Consider the following 16,874-nt stretch of genomic DNA (forward strand, 5'->3'; position numbering starts at 1 on the left):
AGTTATGGGTTACCTTGCTGCAACAGTCTGGTGACGAAAGAATCAATTTGACTGATGCTATTTTCGATCTTCAACCGATCGCCATCTGCGATATGCTGTTCTAATGTTTCACATAGCTGCTTGCCGAGTACCAGGTTCAACATAGCAAATACGCCTTTCAATCGATGTGCAGTCTGCGAAAGCGATATGAAATCACGTTGCTGAAGTTCAGTATACAGTTTCTTCAGATCTATCGGTACTGTCTCAACGAATAAGGAATAATAGTCGCTGGATTTTAGTTGTTGTTCATAGGTGCTTATATCATTTTCAGCAATAGATTCAGACTCTTCCTGTGATTCATCTGATAAAATCCGTTGTTCAATTAATAATAGTATTGCATCAATAACAGCACTGCCTAAATTATAATTTACCCGGATATAGTTATCTTGTAACTGTTGTAATCCCACCTCATCTGAAGTCAGTAATAAGGTAAAATTATCATAGTGTTGAGGATTATCAGTTAACGTGACGTCGTAATCTCGGCCCGGTAGGCGATCATCGGCAATAATGCAGTTTGCACCGAATGAACCCAATAATGTGGTGATGATTAAGCGCACTTCTTCCGAGGTTATATCTAATAACGCCGTCACTCCATCTAATAACTTCTCTTGCTCTTCTTGTTGCTCATTTTCGATAGGTATAGTTAAGCGAATGGTATAACGAGTACCTATATCGATTTTGCTGCGAATTTCTAATTGGCCGTTTAATTTCCTACATAATTGGTTACATAAAAAGAAGGTTAACCCCGAGCCATGATTGTATCTGTCGACCAAAGTTTGGCTGAGGAAAGGATAATTAAGATTACTGATCTCTTCATCAGATATACCGGCACCAGTATCCGTTATCTGAATAATCAGTTGCTCTGGATGGTCCGGTTCGTGATCTACATTGAGTGTGATTTTGCCGTAATCAGTTGTGATGATGGAGTAGTGCAGCAGTAGTGAAAGTATTTTACGTAATACATTTTCATCACCCGTGTAATTTTGATTAATATCGGCACGATAGTGATTAAAGAGTGTTAAACCTTTTTGATTAATGGCGGGCAGAATCTCTAACAGAAGGGTATCAATTAATGCCGACAGTGAGAAGCTGTGCTGCTCAGGCTGCCAATCTTGTGTTTCCAGGCGCGTGAGTAGAGTGATGTTCTCAATCAATTCAATAATGGTATCTGATTGCGCAATCAATTTGGCCGTCAGCTCTTGTTGTTGCTGTAAGTTAGTGCTGTTTTGTAACTGATGGGCAATTTGATTGAGAGTATTGACCGGTTGATTCAGCTCAATCCCTAGATTATGTAGCATCAGCTTACGCGCTTGTAGACTCTTGTCGTATTCACGCCTTGCCTGTTGCAGCTTTTTATTCACCAACACTTCTTTATCCTGATCATGAAGCAGGAATAGATAGGTTTCCGGTGATATTTGGCTACGGAACATGCGAATTTCGTAAACTTCATTATTCACGGTGCCCTGAATCACCCCGTGGTGCTGCTCCGCCATATGCGCAATTTTTTGCATATTAAGGTGCGGCATCAGATTATCGGCAATCTGATTACTGGCGACGACGGTGTTATTGCTAAAGTTATAGACCAGTAACCCTTGGGGTAGGTTGGTTATAATTTCCTGACTCAGTGATTTCTGCACCTCTAATTTTTCGACCATATCCGCACTTGGATGAACGTATTGGCGGCGAACGAAATAGATACCTAACACTGCTGACGCCAAGAGCAAGATATTGGTCAGAATTAGCCAGAAGTTATTCCTCAGTAAATCAATGGCTAACAGATTAATCGGGACACGATAAACGATTCTCTGTGTGGCATTAGCCAAAGGGGCGGAGAACTCAACCCAGTAGCCATTGAGTGTCACACTGGCGGCGGCGACATCTTCAGGTGCCATGCCTTCATTAATCGGCGTCTTATCTTTTTGCAGCAAGAAGTTAGACCGCGCCATATTCGGCGGGATTAAGTCATTGATCGGCAAATCAAAAGCGATAACAGTCGCCAGATGCCCTGGGTGGTTAAAGGTGGTTCTCAGGGTGAAATAGTAGGCATTCTGGAAACGTAGTTTTCGCAGCGGCGAGAAACTCTCGCGCTCATCTAAGGTATTGGCCTGTTGTAGCATTTCTGCCCGTCGGGATTCAGCCGCGGCCGTCAGGTAGCTCTCTTTAAAGCGCGAGGTGACCTCTTTTAGCGCCTGAGTGGTAATCAGCGTCAGGCTATTATCCTGGCCGTTAAGATAATACATTGAGTAGGTATCATTCTGTGATCCCCAGTGGCTATCAAGGTAGTCAGACATCTGCAACGCCATAGCCAGGGTCGCTGGCTGGTGATTGCCAAAAATGACCGCATCCGTTTTTCTACGTGGTTTCTCAATATAGTAAATATCAGGACGCAGGCGGATCTCTTGCGCCGAGAGGACGACTTTCTCAGCGACGTCCGGGTTATTCGCTAAATCATAGAGTTGGTAGGTGTGATAGCGATAATCATCAATGCGTTGCTGCAAACCGCTGGCGATATAGGTTAGTGCGTGCTTTTTTTCTGTCAGATAAGCATTGGTATAGTTGTAGCCATACAGCCCGATGGTAATGAGCAGCAATACGATAAACAGCCAGAAGCAGCGGGTGATCTTAGCTGAACTGGTAGATAACGAGTTATTTTGCATAGAGAGACTGCATATCCTGGGTTAGCGCGTGACGGCTCTGGCGCTGGCTGTGACTGTCAGTAACAGCAGCGCCACACAGCCAAAAGCGACCGATAAGTTACTCAGTTGTGCGACAAAACCAATTGCCGCAGGGCCAGCCAGAATACCGGCGTAACCGATAGTGGTAATGGACGCCACGGCCAGATTGGCGGGCATCACGTTTTGGTTGCCGGCGGCGGTGAACAAAATGGGCACCACATTGGATGCGCCCAGCCCCACCAGCATAAAACCAATAATAGCGGCAATTGAGCTATCAACACATATTGCCGTCATAATCCCAATCGCGGCGCACAGACTGCCGCCTAATAGTACCTTGTATCGGCCCAAGGCGTTGACAATCCGATCACCATTTAAGCGGCCCAGTGTCATGGCTATCGCAAATACGGCATAGCCCATCCCCGCTTGTGATGGCTCCATGCCCCGTAGCGTCGTCAAGAAGAGGGCACTCCAGTCAAGCATTGAACCTTCGGCGAGAAACATCACAAAACATAAAAAACCGATGAACATAACCCAACCACGCGGCCACACAAATAGTGGGCCATCATGGGGTTCACCACTGCCATATAACAGGTTTTTATTGGCGGTCAACAGTAGGATTATCATCAATACTACCGTCGCCATAATCGCCGTCAGTGGTGTGAGGCCCAGCCACAATAGTGCACTCAGGCCACCTGCCCCGGCAATCCCGCCGACACTGAACAGCCCGTGAAAGCCGGACATCATGGCCCGGCCACTGGCTTTTTCAACAATGACAGCCTGAATATTCATCGCGACATCTATTATACCCATCGCGGCCCCGAAGATGAGCAGGGCAAGGGCCATGGTCATCGGGGTATTCATAAGTACCAGCAAGGGGAGATCGAGGCACAATACCGCGCCCGCCAGTAAAATCACCGCCCGGCACCCCCATCTTGCCGTGAGCACGCCGGTCAGAGGCATGGCCATTATCGAGCCGACACCAATGCACAACAGCAGTAAACCCAGCGAAGCATCATTAAGGCCAATACGTTCCTTGGCAAAAGGCACCAGTGGTGCCCAGGCGGCCATGCCCAATCCGGCGATAAAGAAAGCCAGTCGGGTCGAGATTTGCTGTGCAACACCCGGCTGATTTGATTGTTGACCTATGGTTTGTTGGCGTAATTCGGAGCTCATGAGGTATTAGAGTCTGTGATTATTATGAATGATCAATATAGACAGACGTTTCTATCATAAAGCGAAATGCGGGTCGAAGGGATTTATCTGATTAGCAGAATAATTGGCGGTCTAATGCATAGGATTGCCCCTTCACCTTCGTTTTTGCTCAAATTATGAACGCGATGGCGGTTCAGGTTAAAAACAGTCGAAAAGTTAAACTATAGATATGCTCAATGTTACACAATTGTAGCATTAAATCATTAAATTTAATGATGTAACTTATGATGGGGATAGCGCGGATCTCTTGATTGATGCTCAGTTGCACACTTTGCGTTAAAATGATTAGTTTTGTTATTTATCAATATATTATACGATAACTCTTTCGCCATTTTAGGCGTTTTTTATCAGCGTATTATCATTTATTCATCTTAATGATTGTAAGTTAAATGAAAAATTTTATTGTACAGTTTTTGAAATATCTACTTATATATTAAGTAGTGATTCGTGAACTCATTGTTCAAAAACACATTAAAAATAAGTATAAAAATCAAATGTACTCATTGCGCTGATTCCTTTGTTGTTAACCACACCAGAAACAAGCTTAAACCCTCTTTTGTGAGGTGTTTATTTTACCCTCCTGCGTCCGACTTATCGGGGTCCCCCCGGTATGTTCTTACGTGGAGACAGTGTCTTGCTTGATTTTTGAGGTTAACCATGGCGAATCTAACCAATGCTTCAATTGATATTATCTCTCGCCAAAATGGGGCGGTTATCTCACATGTTGCTGGAAACCAGCAAGTTGTGGCACTCAACGGATTGAGCATTGTGCGTATCCATGGCACACCCGCCATGGTGACTAGTTATGAACGTCAGGGCAGTGACCTGATTTTGCACATGAAAGATGGCACCACTGTGCGCTATCAGCACTTTTTCACCACCGATGGTGAGGGCAATTATAGCGAGTTGGTGTTTGATGACGGCGTCAACCCGCCAGTACATACCACTTTCCCTGCCGCGATAGGGGCCGCGGTGGCCGGTGAAACCCTCTTGGTGCCGGAATTTACCACAATCGACAGTGTCGCTGGCCTGGCGTTGGGCAGTAGTGCCAGCTCGGCTGGGCTACTGGCGGGGGCGCTGGGGTTTCTGGCGATTGCCGGCGGCATCGGCATTAGCGGCAGATCAGTGATCTGCGCGGTAAAATAGATGAAGCGCGCAACCAGTATGCGGTTAGGGCCAGAGAGGAGCAGGTGAAAAACAATGCAGATCTGGACGCGCAGTTGCAGGTGGTCTCAGGTAAGCAGGACCAACTGACCCGCACGACGCTGATTTCACCGGTGCGCGGTATCGTGAAAGACATTCAGGTCTCAACCGTCGGCGGGGTGTTGCAACCTGGCGGTAAACTGATGGAGATAGTCCCTATCGAAGAGCAGCTACTCATCGAAACACGGATTAATCCGCGTGATATCGCCTATATCCGGCCCGGATTACCAGCGACGGTAAAGATAACGGCTTATGATTCATCTATCTACGGCAATCTGGAGGGCGTGGTGGAGACGGTCTCGCCGGACACGCTGCAAGATGAGGTTAAGCGCGACCAATTTTACTACCGCATCTACGTTCGTACTGATAGAGCTGAACTGATGAATAAAGCTGGTAAATCATTTCCGATATTACCTGGCATGGTCGCTAGCGTAGAAATTAAAACGGGCCAAAAAACAGTTTTGGATTACCTGATAAAACCCCTTAATAAAGTGAAGGAATCACTGCGGGAGCGCTAATATCACCGGCTAACACTCTACCGCTATGGCACCTTGTTATTGGCGGTAGAGTGATAATTATTAGCTAATAAATGCAATAAATAGCTGAGTAATAGTTAACCGATTAGTCTGATTATTAGCCTTACTAGTTAAGCTATTCGTGCTTAAATATAATTTCGTAACTATATTATAATTATATTATTTCATTTTGTTAATATATCTAGCATTATAAATATACTTCACTATATATATCTCAGGCAATAAAAAAGCCGGTCAAAAGACCGGCCGTCAACTAACGAATTATCTGGCTGCGAGAGCCACAATGAAAGTAATATAAAAAATAATGATGATAGCAGAGCTATTATAGCTCCAGGGTTTAGTATATTACTTATCAATTTGTGCTACGCAAGTTTTTTTAGTAAGTTATTGTTTTATATTGATATGATATTTATATTTGACAATTAATGCTATATTTTACGTGTTTCTTGTTTTTGTGAAAGTTCGCGCTAATTTACATTTAGAAATACTTTTTGGGTTATATGAAACACTATCTCCAACTTGGTAGCATTTTCTGTATGGATTAATCCAGATATTATTACCACAATAGAATAACCCCGTTGGGATTATATGCTCGCAAGAGCAGTGGCATAGTTAGACCTAATAATAGAGGATAATAACGATGAAACTTCGAGTTCTTTCCCTGCTTGTTCCCGCTTTATTAGTTGCAGGTAGTGCAGGCGCGGCTGAAATTTACAACAAAGACGGTAACAAACTGGATCTGTATGGCAAAGTCGATGGTTTGCACTATTTCTCTGACGACAAGAGCAAAGATGGCGACCAGTCTTATATGCGTTTTGGCCTGAAAGGCGAAACACAGATCAGTGACCAACTAACCGGTTACGGTCAGTGGGAATATCAGGCAAATCTGAATAAAGCTGAAGATCAAGACCAAGGCAACTTTACTCGTCTTGGCTTTGCTGGCTTGAAATTTGCTGATTACGGCTCTCTGGATTATGGCCGTAATTACGGTGTGCTGTACGACGTCACCTCATGGACTGACGTACTACCAGAGTTCGGTGGTGATACCTACGGCGCGGATAACTTCATGTCGCAACGTGCTAACGGTTTGGCGACTTACCGTAACACCAACTTCTTTGGTTTGGTTGATGGCCTAAACTTTGCTCTGCAATATCAGGGTAAAAATGGTAGCCCGACGGAAAGCAACAATGGTCGTGATGTTAAGGGCCAGAATGGTGACGGCTACGGTATGTCACTATCTTATGACCTGGGCTGGGGTGTGAGTGCGGCTGCGGCGATGTCTAGCTCTAAACGTACTACCGAGCAAAATCAGATGCTGTTTGGCAATGGTGATCGTGCTGATGCCTACAGTGGTGGTCTGAAATATGACGCTAATAACGTATATCTGGCGGCTACTTATGCCCAAACATACAACCTGACTCGTTTCGGTAACTTCAAAAGCGATAATTCAGGTTTTGCTAACAAAGCGCAAAACATTGAGTTAGTGGCTCAATACCAATTTGATTTCGGTCTGCGCCCATCCGTGGCTTACCTGCAATCAAAAGGTAAAGATTTGGGCAATGGTTATGGCGACCAGGATCTGGTGCAATACGTTGATGTCGGTGCAACTTACTTCTTCAACAAAAACATGTCCACCTACGTTGATTACAAAATCAACCTGCTGGATGAAAATGAATTCACCAGAAATGCCGGTATCAACACTGATGATATCGTAGCAGTAGGTTTGGTTTACCAGTTCTAATTCTGCTAGCAGGATAAGTACTGAGACAAAACGCGGTCATTTGGCCGCGTTTTTTTGTTTCTGGTGCAGGCAAGCGCCTATCGTGACTGGATCCTTTTGCGCCCACTATTTGAACAAATTGGTTTTTTTTGACCATTTTCGGCATGAAGTTTAACCAAACGAATCAAATTTCAAATTTTTTTAAATGAAACACTAGACATATCATCACGCTATAGATCATAATCCCGCTCATTGGAAGGATGGCCGAGTGGTTTAAGGCAACGGTCTTGAAAACCGTCGACTGTAACAGGTCCTAGAGTTCGAATCTCTATCCTTCCGCCAAATTACGCCGGCATAGCTCAGTTGGTAGAGCAACTGACTTGTAATCAGTAGGTCCCGAGTTCGACTCTTGGTGCCGGCACCAATAAAAAACCCTGTTATCTTATTCAGATAACAGGGTTTTTGCTTTTCACCTTGTCACTGCGGCGGCAGGGTTACCACTGTCGCCCATCAAGTCAGCCATTCTTCGCCAACTGCGCGACCAGCTGATTCACGCCATCACTCATATTGCTAAATTTCGTCAGATGAGTGCGGGTCACCACCACAAAAACGCCAATGTTCTTTTCTGGGATCATCGCCATATAGGTAATAAAGCCACCGCCACCTCCAGTTTTTTGCATGATCCCCGGCAGGTCTGCATTCGGAGCCATGTAAACCCAGCCCAGACCCAATGCATCGGCCTGACCCGCAACATCCATGCCCTTCAGTGAGGTCAGGTCTCGGCGCTGGAAATAGAGCGTCTGCTCACGTTTGGCTGAACTTTTGCGCGCACTGTTATCAGAAGATAAGAATTGCTGCATCCAGCGCTGCATATCCTCTGGCGTTGAGTAGACTCCGCCACTGCCAGCAGCCGCGGTAGTATTTTCACAGCGGCTGCTACCAACGCCCACCATCAGCCGATTACATTGCTCTGCCGTCGGGGTGAGGGTGGTATTTTTCATGCCCAGCGGGGCGGTGATTTTATCTCGTAGCAGGCTGGTATAAGGCTTGCCAGAGGCTCGTGATAACGCATCGGCCAGCAAGTCGTAGGCCAAATTGGAATAAGCGGCTCTGACCCCTGGCGGCACGGTCACATTGGCCTGTTTTAGCCACTGCCAGCGATTATCTTTGGTCGGCCAGGTAAACACCGGTCTTTTTTGCGGGCCGCCGGGTTGCTCACGCGGCAAGCCACTGGTATGGCTCGCCAGATTCAGCAAGGTTATCGGCTGCTTTGCATTATAAGAGGGGACTGTGATGCCCTTAGGCGCGTATTTCCGCAACGGATCGGTCAGTTTCACTGTGCCATCATCGGCCAGCTTAACCATCACTTCGCTGGTCATCAGCTTGGTAATTGATGCAATACGAATTAATGAGTCTGGGCGTGGGCGCAGGTTGTTACCGGGTTTGGTTTCGCCAAAACTGCGGTTGACCACTTGATTGTTATCGATAACCACCAGTGCCATCCCCATGGCACCACTGTTATAGAAAATATGTTCGGCATGTTGATCAACAACTTGTGAGGCCAACAGCTCAGTTTTAGCCTTGCTATGCAAGGGGATGGTGAATAGGGCTGCGGCCAGCAGTGAGGAGGAGAAATATTTCAGCACTCTTTTATCCATGTTCAGAAAGCAAAATAAGTGGTCGTGGAGTTATAGTAATCGGATATATAAATAAAACATGCTGAAAATTATCTGGTAGGCAAATAATTTACATTACCGGGCAAGGCATCGCGATAATAATGGCAGAAAAGCGCGGAAATTGACCAATCAAGGTTTTTAGACCAAAAAAACCGCATCGGAGAGGGCCGATGCGGTGGATTATGATAGGTAACAATTAACTTTCAGTCACGGGTTTAGGGATCACCGTTGTTGATTCCTTCATGCCCAGAGGGTTATTCCCCCAGCACTGCTCATATTTCCAGCCGGTTAGCTCTTCAGCAACCACTCGGGCATGGGCTGGGATATCCGCCATAGCCCCACCACCTTTGATGCGCTCAATCTCCTCCAGCAGAATTTTATGATTTTTGCGATCCAGCTTCATCTGGGTGGTGTAGTAAATAGCGACTAGCGCCAGTGAGATCACCCCGATGGCAAATACGCCAACGATCGCTTGCACCGCCACTTCTGGCTGGCTCGATTGCCCAGAGACAAAGCCAAAGCGGCTTAACGTCCAACCCATGGCGAAGACAATAATCGAGCGCACCATTTTACCGGCGAAGGTCATCGCGCCAGCGTAGATCCCTTCGCGGCGACGACCAGTTAATACTTCGTCGACATCGGCCAGGAAGGTATAGACCGTCCACGGAATGTAATAAATGCCGCCAGTGCTTAAGCCGAAAACAGCAGTGATGCAGAACAGCACAATTACGGTTGTGGTTTGAGACCAACCGGTGAAATAGAGCGCGGCATAGGCAATTACACTGACTATCACCACTTGCAGGGCAATACGGAATGGGCGAGCAAAGCCCATCTTGACGCAGATGCCGATAAAGATGGCAGTAGAGATCAACTGCATGATTGAGCTGAAACTATTGAGCTGAGAAACCAGTGCGGCATCCTGGCCCAGACCAAAAATAATAAAGTAGGTAAATGCGGAAGCGAACAACCATTCAGCACCGAAACCAAACAGATACATGCCCAGATGTTTGCGGAAAATACGCAGATGGAAGGTTGACGCCATATCCACACAGAGTTTTTTCAGCGCCTGACCCAAGCTGCTGGTGGTTTCCCGCACCACTTCGCTGGCCGGACGCTCCCAGGAGGAGCTGTAGAGCCAAATCATCGCGCAGCACATAATCAGGCCGTAGGCGATACCGGTATAAAGGAAGGGGGTTGCGGAGTCTTTGCCGTAAATAGCAATAAACTGGCCGGGAATAAAGGCGGCCAAAAAGTTAGCCACTTTGCCGAAAATCGCTTTGGAGCCGGTTAACTTAGAGCGCTTGGCAAAATCAGTGGTCATCTCGGTGGCCAGCGTTTCGTAAGGCACCATGATGGAGGTGTAAATCAGTTCAAACAGCGCATAGGTTAGCAGGTAATACCAGAATCCGAAGCCACTCATCCAGAGCATGGGGTAGACCAATACCAGCGGGATCCCCAGTAAGATAAAGAAGCGGCGGCGGCCAAATATGCGGCCCAGACGGGTATTGTAGAAGTTATCAGTGATATAACCCATAACTGGGTTACTAATGGCATCAATAATGCTGGCGATTGAAAAAATAGTGGCTGCCTCTACGACAGATAGCCCGCAAAAGGTGGTGTAGAAATACATCAGCCAGGCACCACTGATTGCCAACGCTCCACTGCCCAATAAGTTGGCACTCCCGTACGCTAACGTATGCCTTGTTGAAATCTCTTTACTCATTTTTACCGCCACCTCAAAGTGAAACAATGTTTTATTAAAAATGGATAATCGTTTTCTTTATATAGGCGTGGCGTTTTTAAAGATGAGTGTTTGATCACGAAAAAGGGTTTTGCGACCTGAAATGGCGTGAATTAAAGTAAAAATTGATATGAATCAATTTAGTGGTGGATGGGGATTTTCGGCAAAAAACGAAATATCCATGAGAATACGAATAAGTGATAATGCCTTTTTACGCCAACCATGACCGTGACAAGTGTGGCAAGATTTTAATCTGCAGAGTGAAATATCATCACTAGCATTAGGTCTACTGCTCAGCGTGATAGAGTATCAATATTGAGCACCAATGAATTATTACGGGCATAGCCCATGAATGAATGTGAGCTGCCGTCGTGGCTAGCAGTGAAGGATGTAAAATGGCGAAGAAAAACCCCTATTATGATGCTAGTAAGCCACACCACACTGAGTTTGGATTCCAGAATCTGGAGCCGGTCATTCATCATCCGCAAGATTTGAAACGCTGGCGTGAAGAGCGAAAACGCCAGTCACTGCCCAAACCGCCTCAGCAGGGGTATGCGCAATTCGTCAGCGACTGGTGGCAAGAGGCCGATTTCAGTGGTCAGCAAGATGCCTTATGGTGGCTGGGTCATGCTTCGCTCTTGCTACGTGTCAGTGGAAAAACCGTGCTATTTGATCCGGTGCTCTCCAGCCGCGCTTCACCGCTGAATTTTTACGGGCCAGCCCGCAAAACACCGGTCCCCGCGCGGGTAAAGGCACTGCCGCCGATTGATGTGGTGGTGATTTCCCACAATCACTACGACCATTTGGATGTGACGACCATCACGCAATTACTGCGTCGCTTTCCTGAAATTACCTTTCTGGCCCCGCTGGGGTTAAAAAATTGGTTGCTGCAACACGGCGCTCGTCATGTTCACGAACTGGATTGGTGGGAGACACAGCTTGCCGCCGAATTTGAGTTTCATTGTGTACCAGCCCGCCATTGGAGCATGCGCACACCTTGGGATCGCAACCGCACATTGTGGTCGGGTTGGGTGCTCAAACGTGGTGAGATTAACTTCTATTTCACCGGAGATACGGGCTATTGCCCGCAACTGCTGACCATTGGTGAAAGGTTAGGGCCATTCAATTATGCGGCTTTGCCGATTGGCGCTTATGCCCCACGCTGGCTTATGCAGGCGCAACATATGGACCCGCAGCAATCGGTGCAGTTATTTCAGCAATTGCAGCAACCGATAACGGTGCCTATTCATTGGGGGGTGTTTGAGTTGGCAGATGAATCATTAGATGAGCCACCACAGCAACTCAAACTGGCGCTATCTGCCGCGGGTGTGACGAATGATAATTTTGCGCCGATTAAAATTGGTGCGCGGATCTTACTGGGTTAAAGGCGTTTCAGCGGGCGAGATAACCCGCTGAAACCAAAAGATAATGATTCAAATGTTGGGTGTCGAACTAGATCCTGAATTGATTCACTGCCTCGGTCAAATCGCCCGCCTGAGACTGTAATGCCGCAGATGCCGCCGTCGATTCCTGAACCAGTGCCGCATTTTGCTGCACCATGGTATCCAATTGCGCAACTGCACTATTGATCTCATGGATGCCACGCATTTGTTCATCTGCCGCGTTGGTGATTTCCGACATAATGGTCGTGACATCAGACACGCTGCTGACAATCTCGGTCATGGTGTTACTGGCCAGGCGGACTTGACCCGAACCTGAAGAGACGCTGCTGACGGTGGATTCAATCAGGGTTTTGATCTCTTTTGCCGCCTGCGCACTGCGCTGTGCCAGTGTGCGAACTTCACCCGCGACCACAGCAAAACCACGTCCTTGCTCACCGGCGCGTGCCGCCTCTACCGCCGCATTCAGTGCCAGAATATTGGTTTGGAAAGCTATGCCATCGATGACACTGGTAATATCGCCGATTTTGCCCGATGCGGCCTCAATCGACTCCATGGTGGTAATCACTTTGGCTATCACCTCGCCGCCACGGGAAGCATCATTCGCAGCAGAGAGCACGGCGGTATTTGCTTGCCTTGCGGCACTGGCCGACTGGGCCACGGTGGCTGAAATCTGCTCTAATGCGGCCGAGGTTTGCTGCAAGCTGGCAGCGGCGGACTCTGTTCGGCCTGATAAGTCCTGATTCCCCGCCGCAATTTCATTAGCGGCAATCCGCACCGACTCACTGGTATCGCGGATTTGCGCCATCACGGTGCTGAGTTTGTCGGCAAATTGGTTAAATGACTGGGCGATTTTCGCCACTTCATCGCGGCCTTCGACCGGTAAACGTCGGGTTAAATCCTCTGCACCAGAGCTGATAGCATCCATCGCTTTATGCACATGATTCAGGGGGAGTAGGGCGCGCTGGGTAATTAAGCTAATAATCACCACGGCGATTAAAATAATGACAATTAGCGTGACCAGTGATGTTGTCAACAATGAGCGCATACCGACAGTGGCATGGGCTTTATCCAGTGCCACCACGGTAAACCATTGAGTGTCAGGAACAGACTGCGCGAGCAGCAATTTGCTCTGGTCACCAATGTTGGCAACAATAGGATCAACCGCGCTCAATAGAGTCTTAAGCTCTAATGTCGGCGCGATTTCACTCAGCGGCTTAAGGGTTAACTGTGCATCCGGATGCGCGATAATGGTGCCATCGGCATCAATTAACATGCCGAAGCTGTCATCCGTTGGGTGTATGGATTTCACGTTTGCAATTACGCTATCCATAGTCACATCAGCGGCTAATACCCCTTTCACACTCCCATCCTGAATAATAGGTAAGGCAAAGGTCACCACTAATTGGTGGGTTCCCGCATCAACATATGGCGGTGTTACCACGGGTTTACCGGCTTTAACCGCTTGTAAATACCATGGCCGCCCAGTGGGGTCGTAACCTGCGGGGATACCATCGGGATTAGAAAAAGTGGCTGTCTTATTGGCGTAACCAATATAAACGTTAATAAAGTTGCCCGCAGCGGCAACCTGACGCAGTGCTGCCGTCGGGTCAGCTGTCAGTGCGCTATCTTTCAGCGACACAATCATTTGTGTTTTAGTCGCCACCCAGTCCGCAATCCCGACACCATGACTCGCCGTCACGGCGGTTAGAGTGTTATCGATTGCGCTGTTGTTATATTTGTTGGCAACTGAGTAGTTAAAATAAGTGTTAATGGCGAGAGAGCCTGCCACGATGATGATACAGGCTGCCAAGATACGTGAACGAATGGAATCAAGCATAGAGCGTCCTAAATAGATGGGAAGGCATGATTCAGATAACGGCTTGGCAGGGAAAAACTTGAGCTGAGTCACAGTAATAAGCGGCGATAAGTGCGCTATTGTTAATGCTTCTTTATGTAACAGTGACAGCTGTGGAGGATTTTGTTGCTATCGATATCTAATAAAAACATAAACTTGCTAATTAGATCGCTTAAAAATTAATGATAAGAATGAAAAAAATGTTGAAAAAAATAGTGATATTAAAGTATAAATTCAGCGTCAATGCGGGCATAGCGACTGTGTACACGGCGCATTGATGCTGGGATGGGGTAATTACAGTTTATTGATGTAATGAAAGGTTATTGATGTAATGAAAGGTTATTGACGTAATTAAAATTTATACTGGATCCCCAAAGAGATCGTTTGGCTTTGGTGAGCGATACTCGCACCATCGGAAATAGCTGTTGATGCCCCCGTGGTATGGTTGAACATTTGCGCCTTTCCTCTGCCTTCGGTGTAGCGATTCCAGGCCGCTTCAACAAATAACTTGGTATTCGGGGTCAGGTAATAACCTGCACCAAGGGTAACCGCGTAATAGCGAGAGAGCTTACTACTATCTTTGAATGATAGATTACGTAGATAGTGCTCATCACTACCATTAGCATTAACCCAACGGCTGTACTTCAATAAAGTCGTCAACTCAAAATCCTGGTAGCGATAACTGCCTGCCATACCAAGGTAGGGCATATCAAATTTCTGCTTATAACCGATGGTAATTGCACTGTCGGCGAGTTTACCTATTTGAATGCCATTATTATAATTAATCTCTCCGCCATAAGCCGCCCAACTATGATTATTCCGTTGATAGCCTGACATTACTCCAATACGATAGTTTTTCTCATTCAAAAGCCAAAACTTAGCATTAAGGTCAATTTCGTTGGCGTAATTCAAATTGTTTTTTTCATGGTGAGACCAATGGGACCACTGGGTTTGATTTTGGTTTAACCAATCGTAATTATCCATTGCCCCATCACCTGATGATAATGTACTCCAACCCTGGGCAGTTAATGTTAAATTGGATAATAGGTCCCATGATATATCCATCTTGATAATTGGGATGTTCTTCGCTTTCCAATCTAATTGGCTAAGCTTATGGCCACTATTTCCAGGTTGATAAACAAACTCTTGTGATTCTGCATTGAGTAACCCCAACGAGGCGCTAATCGTGACATTATCTGTGCTGCCCGAATGGTAACTGGCAGCGGCAGTATGACATGTCATAAGCAGTGCTAACGCAGATGCGTTTTTTTTTACCAATGTACTATATTTCATTACTGACCTTTAATTTTCTTAAATATCGATAATGAAAAATAACATTGATACAGATTTAATTTTTTAAATTAAAGATTAAAAGAATATTAAAAATATTAATCGGTACTTACTTTTTTAGAATAGCATAAAAAACAGTCTATCCCGGGCTGGGTAACCCGGGTGACTTCATATTAAAACTCAGTAACGAGCCATTCGTCTGCTTCATCAAACATTTCTTCAACCAGGCGATTGAGTACTGATTTCTCTTGCTTGTTGGCATCCGTATTGATGCCGTTAGCTTGCATTGCTTTGACTTTAACCTCGGCACCTGGAAACACACGATGCACACGTTTAGTCAGTTCTGCCTTAATCATTTCACCAGCATTGGTAAGGCCGGCGACATTCCGTTTGTCATAAATCAACTCAACACGCATGGATTTTTCCTAAATGAACAAACAACTGTTTAAATATACAGTTAACTTTAAAATAAAACAACGTGATTATCGTTATTTTAGGACGAGAAATCATGATTAATGGGATGTCTCCAGTGCTTACCTCCTTGGTTTAAACATAATTTTCAGTCGGTTAGAGTTTTTTGGCATGTATCTCTTTATTCTCAGAATGAGAATCTATAAACCACATTATAATTGTGCTTAACGTTAGCAACAGACTCAGGAGCTGTATTTGCTCACGGCTCGCCACGATTGTCGCCCTACAACCACGCCCCCCTCGTTAGTCCCTTCGTTTCATGCTAAATTCGCGTATCTAAGGTCAATACATCGTTTCAGGTATCAGTATGTTTACATATAAAGAAATATCAGCGCTTAACGAACTGGAATTGATTGTTTATAACTACATCATAAAAAATACCGACAAAGTGATGTATATGACCATCAGAGAACTGGCGGATGCTGCGGGTGTCTCTACCACCACGGTGTTACGTTTCTGCAAGAAAATGAATTGTGATGGTTACTCTGAATTTCGGGTTCGTTTTAAGCTCTATTTAGAACACGATGACAAACCGCCAGTCAGTTTTGGTATCAGTGAAATAATTAGCTATTTTAAAAGTATTAATAATAGTGAGTTTGATGAATTACTTGATACTGCGGCAGCCCAAATAGCCGCATCAAATAGAGTTATATTTGTTGGCATTGGTACCTCTGGTGCTCTGGGGAAATATAGCGCGCGTTTCTTCTCTAATATTGGTAAGTTTAGCACTTATATTGATGATCCCTACTATCCTATTAACAGTGATATGTATCAGGATGCCATTGCTATCATTCTCTCGGTATCCGGTGAAACAGAAGAGATTATTCGCATTGCCAATCAGTTTAGTCTGCACAAATGTAAAATAATCAGTCTAACCAACAGTGAAAACTCGACGTTGGCTAAAATGGCTGACCTTAATATCTCTTACCATATGCCGCCTATTGTCCTTGAAGGGCATTATAATATTACCACTCAAATTCCGGTGTTATATATTATTGAAACCATTGGCAAGAAACTCCCGCAAATAACGCATAAAAAAGCACCCTAAAACAG

At 45.8% G+C, this 16,874-nt stretch carries 11 protein-coding genes, 2 tRNA genes and 1 pseudogene; 7 read left to right on the forward strand and 7 right to left on the reverse strand.

The annotated features are described in order from the left end of the window. Nucleotides 1-2 precede the first annotated feature (2 nt). Together rcsD and AACW11_RS16645 are read right to left on the reverse strand one after the other, a co-directional pair. Entirely contained in the window at nt 3-2,696 is a 2,694-nt protein-coding gene (gene rcsD, locus AACW11_RS16640) for a phosphotransferase RcsD (protein WP_212584834.1), read from the reverse strand. Nucleotides 2,697-2,717: 21 nt separating this feature from the next. After that, nucleotides 2,718-3,887 carry an MFS transporter gene (locus AACW11_RS16645; RefSeq protein WP_212584835.1) on the reverse strand — a complete coding sequence of 390 codons (1,170 nt, stop codon included), beginning with the start codon at nt 3,885-3,887 and terminating at the stop codon, nt 2,718-2,720. Nucleotides 3,888-4,583: 696 nt separating this feature from the next. On the opposite strand from AACW11_RS16645, the gene AACW11_RS16650 reads away from it, so the two are divergent. The 5 genes and pseudogenes from AACW11_RS16650 to AACW11_RS16670 all read left to right on the forward strand — a co-directional run bounded on the left by AACW11_RS16650 (nt 4,584) and on the right by AACW11_RS16670 (nt 7,809). Further along, nucleotides 4,584-5,072, forward strand: coding sequence for a BapA prefix-like domain-containing protein (locus AACW11_RS16650; RefSeq protein ID WP_212584836.1), 489 nt, complete (start codon nt 4,584-4,586; stop codon nt 5,070-5,072). Next, a pseudogene (locus AACW11_RS16655) lies at nt 5,042-5,647 on the forward strand (HlyD family efflux transporter periplasmic adaptor subunit); the annotation flags it as partial. The gene AACW11_RS16650 and the pseudogene AACW11_RS16655, both read left to right, overlap by 31 nt. A gap of 658 nt (nt 5,648-6,305) precedes the next feature. Then, nucleotides 6,306-7,406, forward strand: a complete 1,101-nt coding sequence (locus AACW11_RS16660; RefSeq protein WP_212584837.1) for a porin OmpC — start codon at nt 6,306-6,308, stop codon at nt 7,404-7,406. A gap of 233 nt (nt 7,407-7,639) precedes the next feature. Then, nucleotides 7,640-7,727 (forward strand) — tRNA-Ser (locus AACW11_RS16665). 6 nt (nt 7,728-7,733) lie between these two features. Then, nucleotides 7,734-7,809: transfer RNA gene (locus AACW11_RS16670), tRNA-Thr, on the forward strand. Between the two features lie 91 nt (nt 7,810-7,900). Here the strand turns inward: AACW11_RS16670 and ampH are convergent. After that, on the reverse strand, nt 7,901-9,043 hold the full coding sequence (gene ampH / locus AACW11_RS16675) for a D-alanyl-D-alanine-carboxypeptidase/endopeptidase AmpH (protein WP_212584838.1): 1,143 nt from the start codon (nt 9,041-9,043) through the stop codon (nt 7,901-7,903). A gap of 214 nt (nt 9,044-9,257) precedes the next feature. Then, nucleotides 9,258-10,784, reverse strand: a complete 1,527-nt coding sequence (locus AACW11_RS16680) for an MFS transporter (protein ID WP_212584839.1) — start codon at nt 10,782-10,784, stop codon at nt 9,258-9,260. Nucleotides 10,785-11,197: 413 nt separating this feature from the next. Here AACW11_RS16680 and AACW11_RS16685 point away from each other — a divergent pair, with 413 nt between their 5' ends. Further along, a complete protein-coding gene (locus tag AACW11_RS16685; protein WP_212584840.1) occupies nt 11,198-12,187 on the forward strand; it encodes an MBL fold metallo-hydrolase in 990 nt (329 codons plus the stop codon). Nucleotides 12,188-12,254: 67 nt separating this feature from the next. Here the strand turns inward: AACW11_RS16685 and AACW11_RS16690 are convergent, their stop codons facing one another. The 3 genes from AACW11_RS16690 to AACW11_RS16700 form a co-directional block, all read right to left on the reverse strand. Continuing rightward, entirely contained in the window at nt 12,255-14,042 is a 1,788-nt protein-coding gene (locus AACW11_RS16690; RefSeq protein WP_212584841.1) for a methyl-accepting chemotaxis protein, read from the reverse strand. A 369-nt stretch (nt 14,043-14,411) separates the two neighbouring features. Then, nucleotides 14,412-15,353, reverse strand: coding sequence for an omptin family outer membrane protease (locus AACW11_RS16695; RefSeq protein WP_212584842.1), 942 nt, complete (start codon nt 15,351-15,353; stop codon nt 14,412-14,414). A 170-nt stretch (nt 15,354-15,523) separates the two neighbouring features. Then, complete coding sequence (locus AACW11_RS16700; protein WP_049599321.1) at nt 15,524-15,766, reverse strand: DinI-like family protein; 243 nt, start codon at nt 15,764-15,766, stop codon at nt 15,524-15,526. 362 nt (nt 15,767-16,128) lie between these two features. On the opposite strand from AACW11_RS16700, the gene AACW11_RS16705 reads away from it, so the two are divergent. After that, a complete protein-coding gene (locus AACW11_RS16705) occupies nt 16,129-16,869 on the forward strand; it encodes a MurR/RpiR family transcriptional regulator (protein WP_212584843.1) in 741 nt (246 codons plus the stop codon). The last annotated feature ends 5 nt before the right edge of the window (nt 16,870-16,874 follow it).

This window comes from Yersinia sp. Marseille-Q3913 (assembly GCF_963892745.1).
Classification (GTDB): domain Bacteria; phylum Pseudomonadota; class Gammaproteobacteria; order Enterobacterales; family Enterobacteriaceae; genus Yersinia; species Yersinia bercovieri.

What these genes read in the sequence shown, in the direction of transcription:
- rcsD (WP_212584834.1), bottom strand. Translation starts at nt 2,696, where the DNA reads ATGCAAAATAACTCGTTATCTACCAGTTCAGCTAAGATCACCCGCTGC.
- AACW11_RS16645 (WP_212584835.1), bottom strand. Translation starts at nt 3,887, where the DNA reads ATGAGCTCCGAATTACGCCAACAAACCATAGGTCAACAATCAAATCAG.
- AACW11_RS16650 (WP_212584836.1), top strand. Translation starts at nt 4,584, where the DNA reads ATGGCGAATCTAACCAATGCTTCAATTGATATTATCTCTCGCCAAAAT.
- AACW11_RS16660 (WP_212584837.1), top strand. Translation starts at nt 6,306, where the DNA reads ATGAAACTTCGAGTTCTTTCCCTGCTTGTTCCCGCTTTATTAGTTGCA.
- ampH (WP_212584838.1), bottom strand. Translation starts at nt 9,043, where the DNA reads ATGGATAAAAGAGTGCTGAAATATTTCTCCTCCTCACTGCTGGCCGCA.
- AACW11_RS16680 (WP_212584839.1), bottom strand. Translation starts at nt 10,784, where the DNA reads ATGAGTAAAGAGATTTCAACAAGGCATACGTTAGCGTACGGGAGTGCC.
- AACW11_RS16685 (WP_212584840.1), top strand. Translation starts at nt 11,198, where the DNA reads ATGGCGAAGAAAAACCCCTATTATGATGCTAGTAAGCCACACCACACT.
- AACW11_RS16690 (WP_212584841.1), bottom strand. Translation starts at nt 14,042, where the DNA reads ATGCTTGATTCCATTCGTTCACGTATCTTGGCAGCCTGTATCATCATC.
- AACW11_RS16695 (WP_212584842.1), bottom strand. Translation starts at nt 15,353, where the DNA reads ATGAAATATAGTACATTGGTAAAAAAAAACGCATCTGCGTTAGCACTG.
- AACW11_RS16700 (WP_049599321.1), bottom strand. Translation starts at nt 15,766, where the DNA reads ATGCGTGTTGAGTTGATTTATGACAAACGGAATGTCGCCGGCCTTACC.
- AACW11_RS16705 (WP_212584843.1), top strand. Translation starts at nt 16,129, where the DNA reads ATGTTTACATATAAAGAAATATCAGCGCTTAACGAACTGGAATTGATT.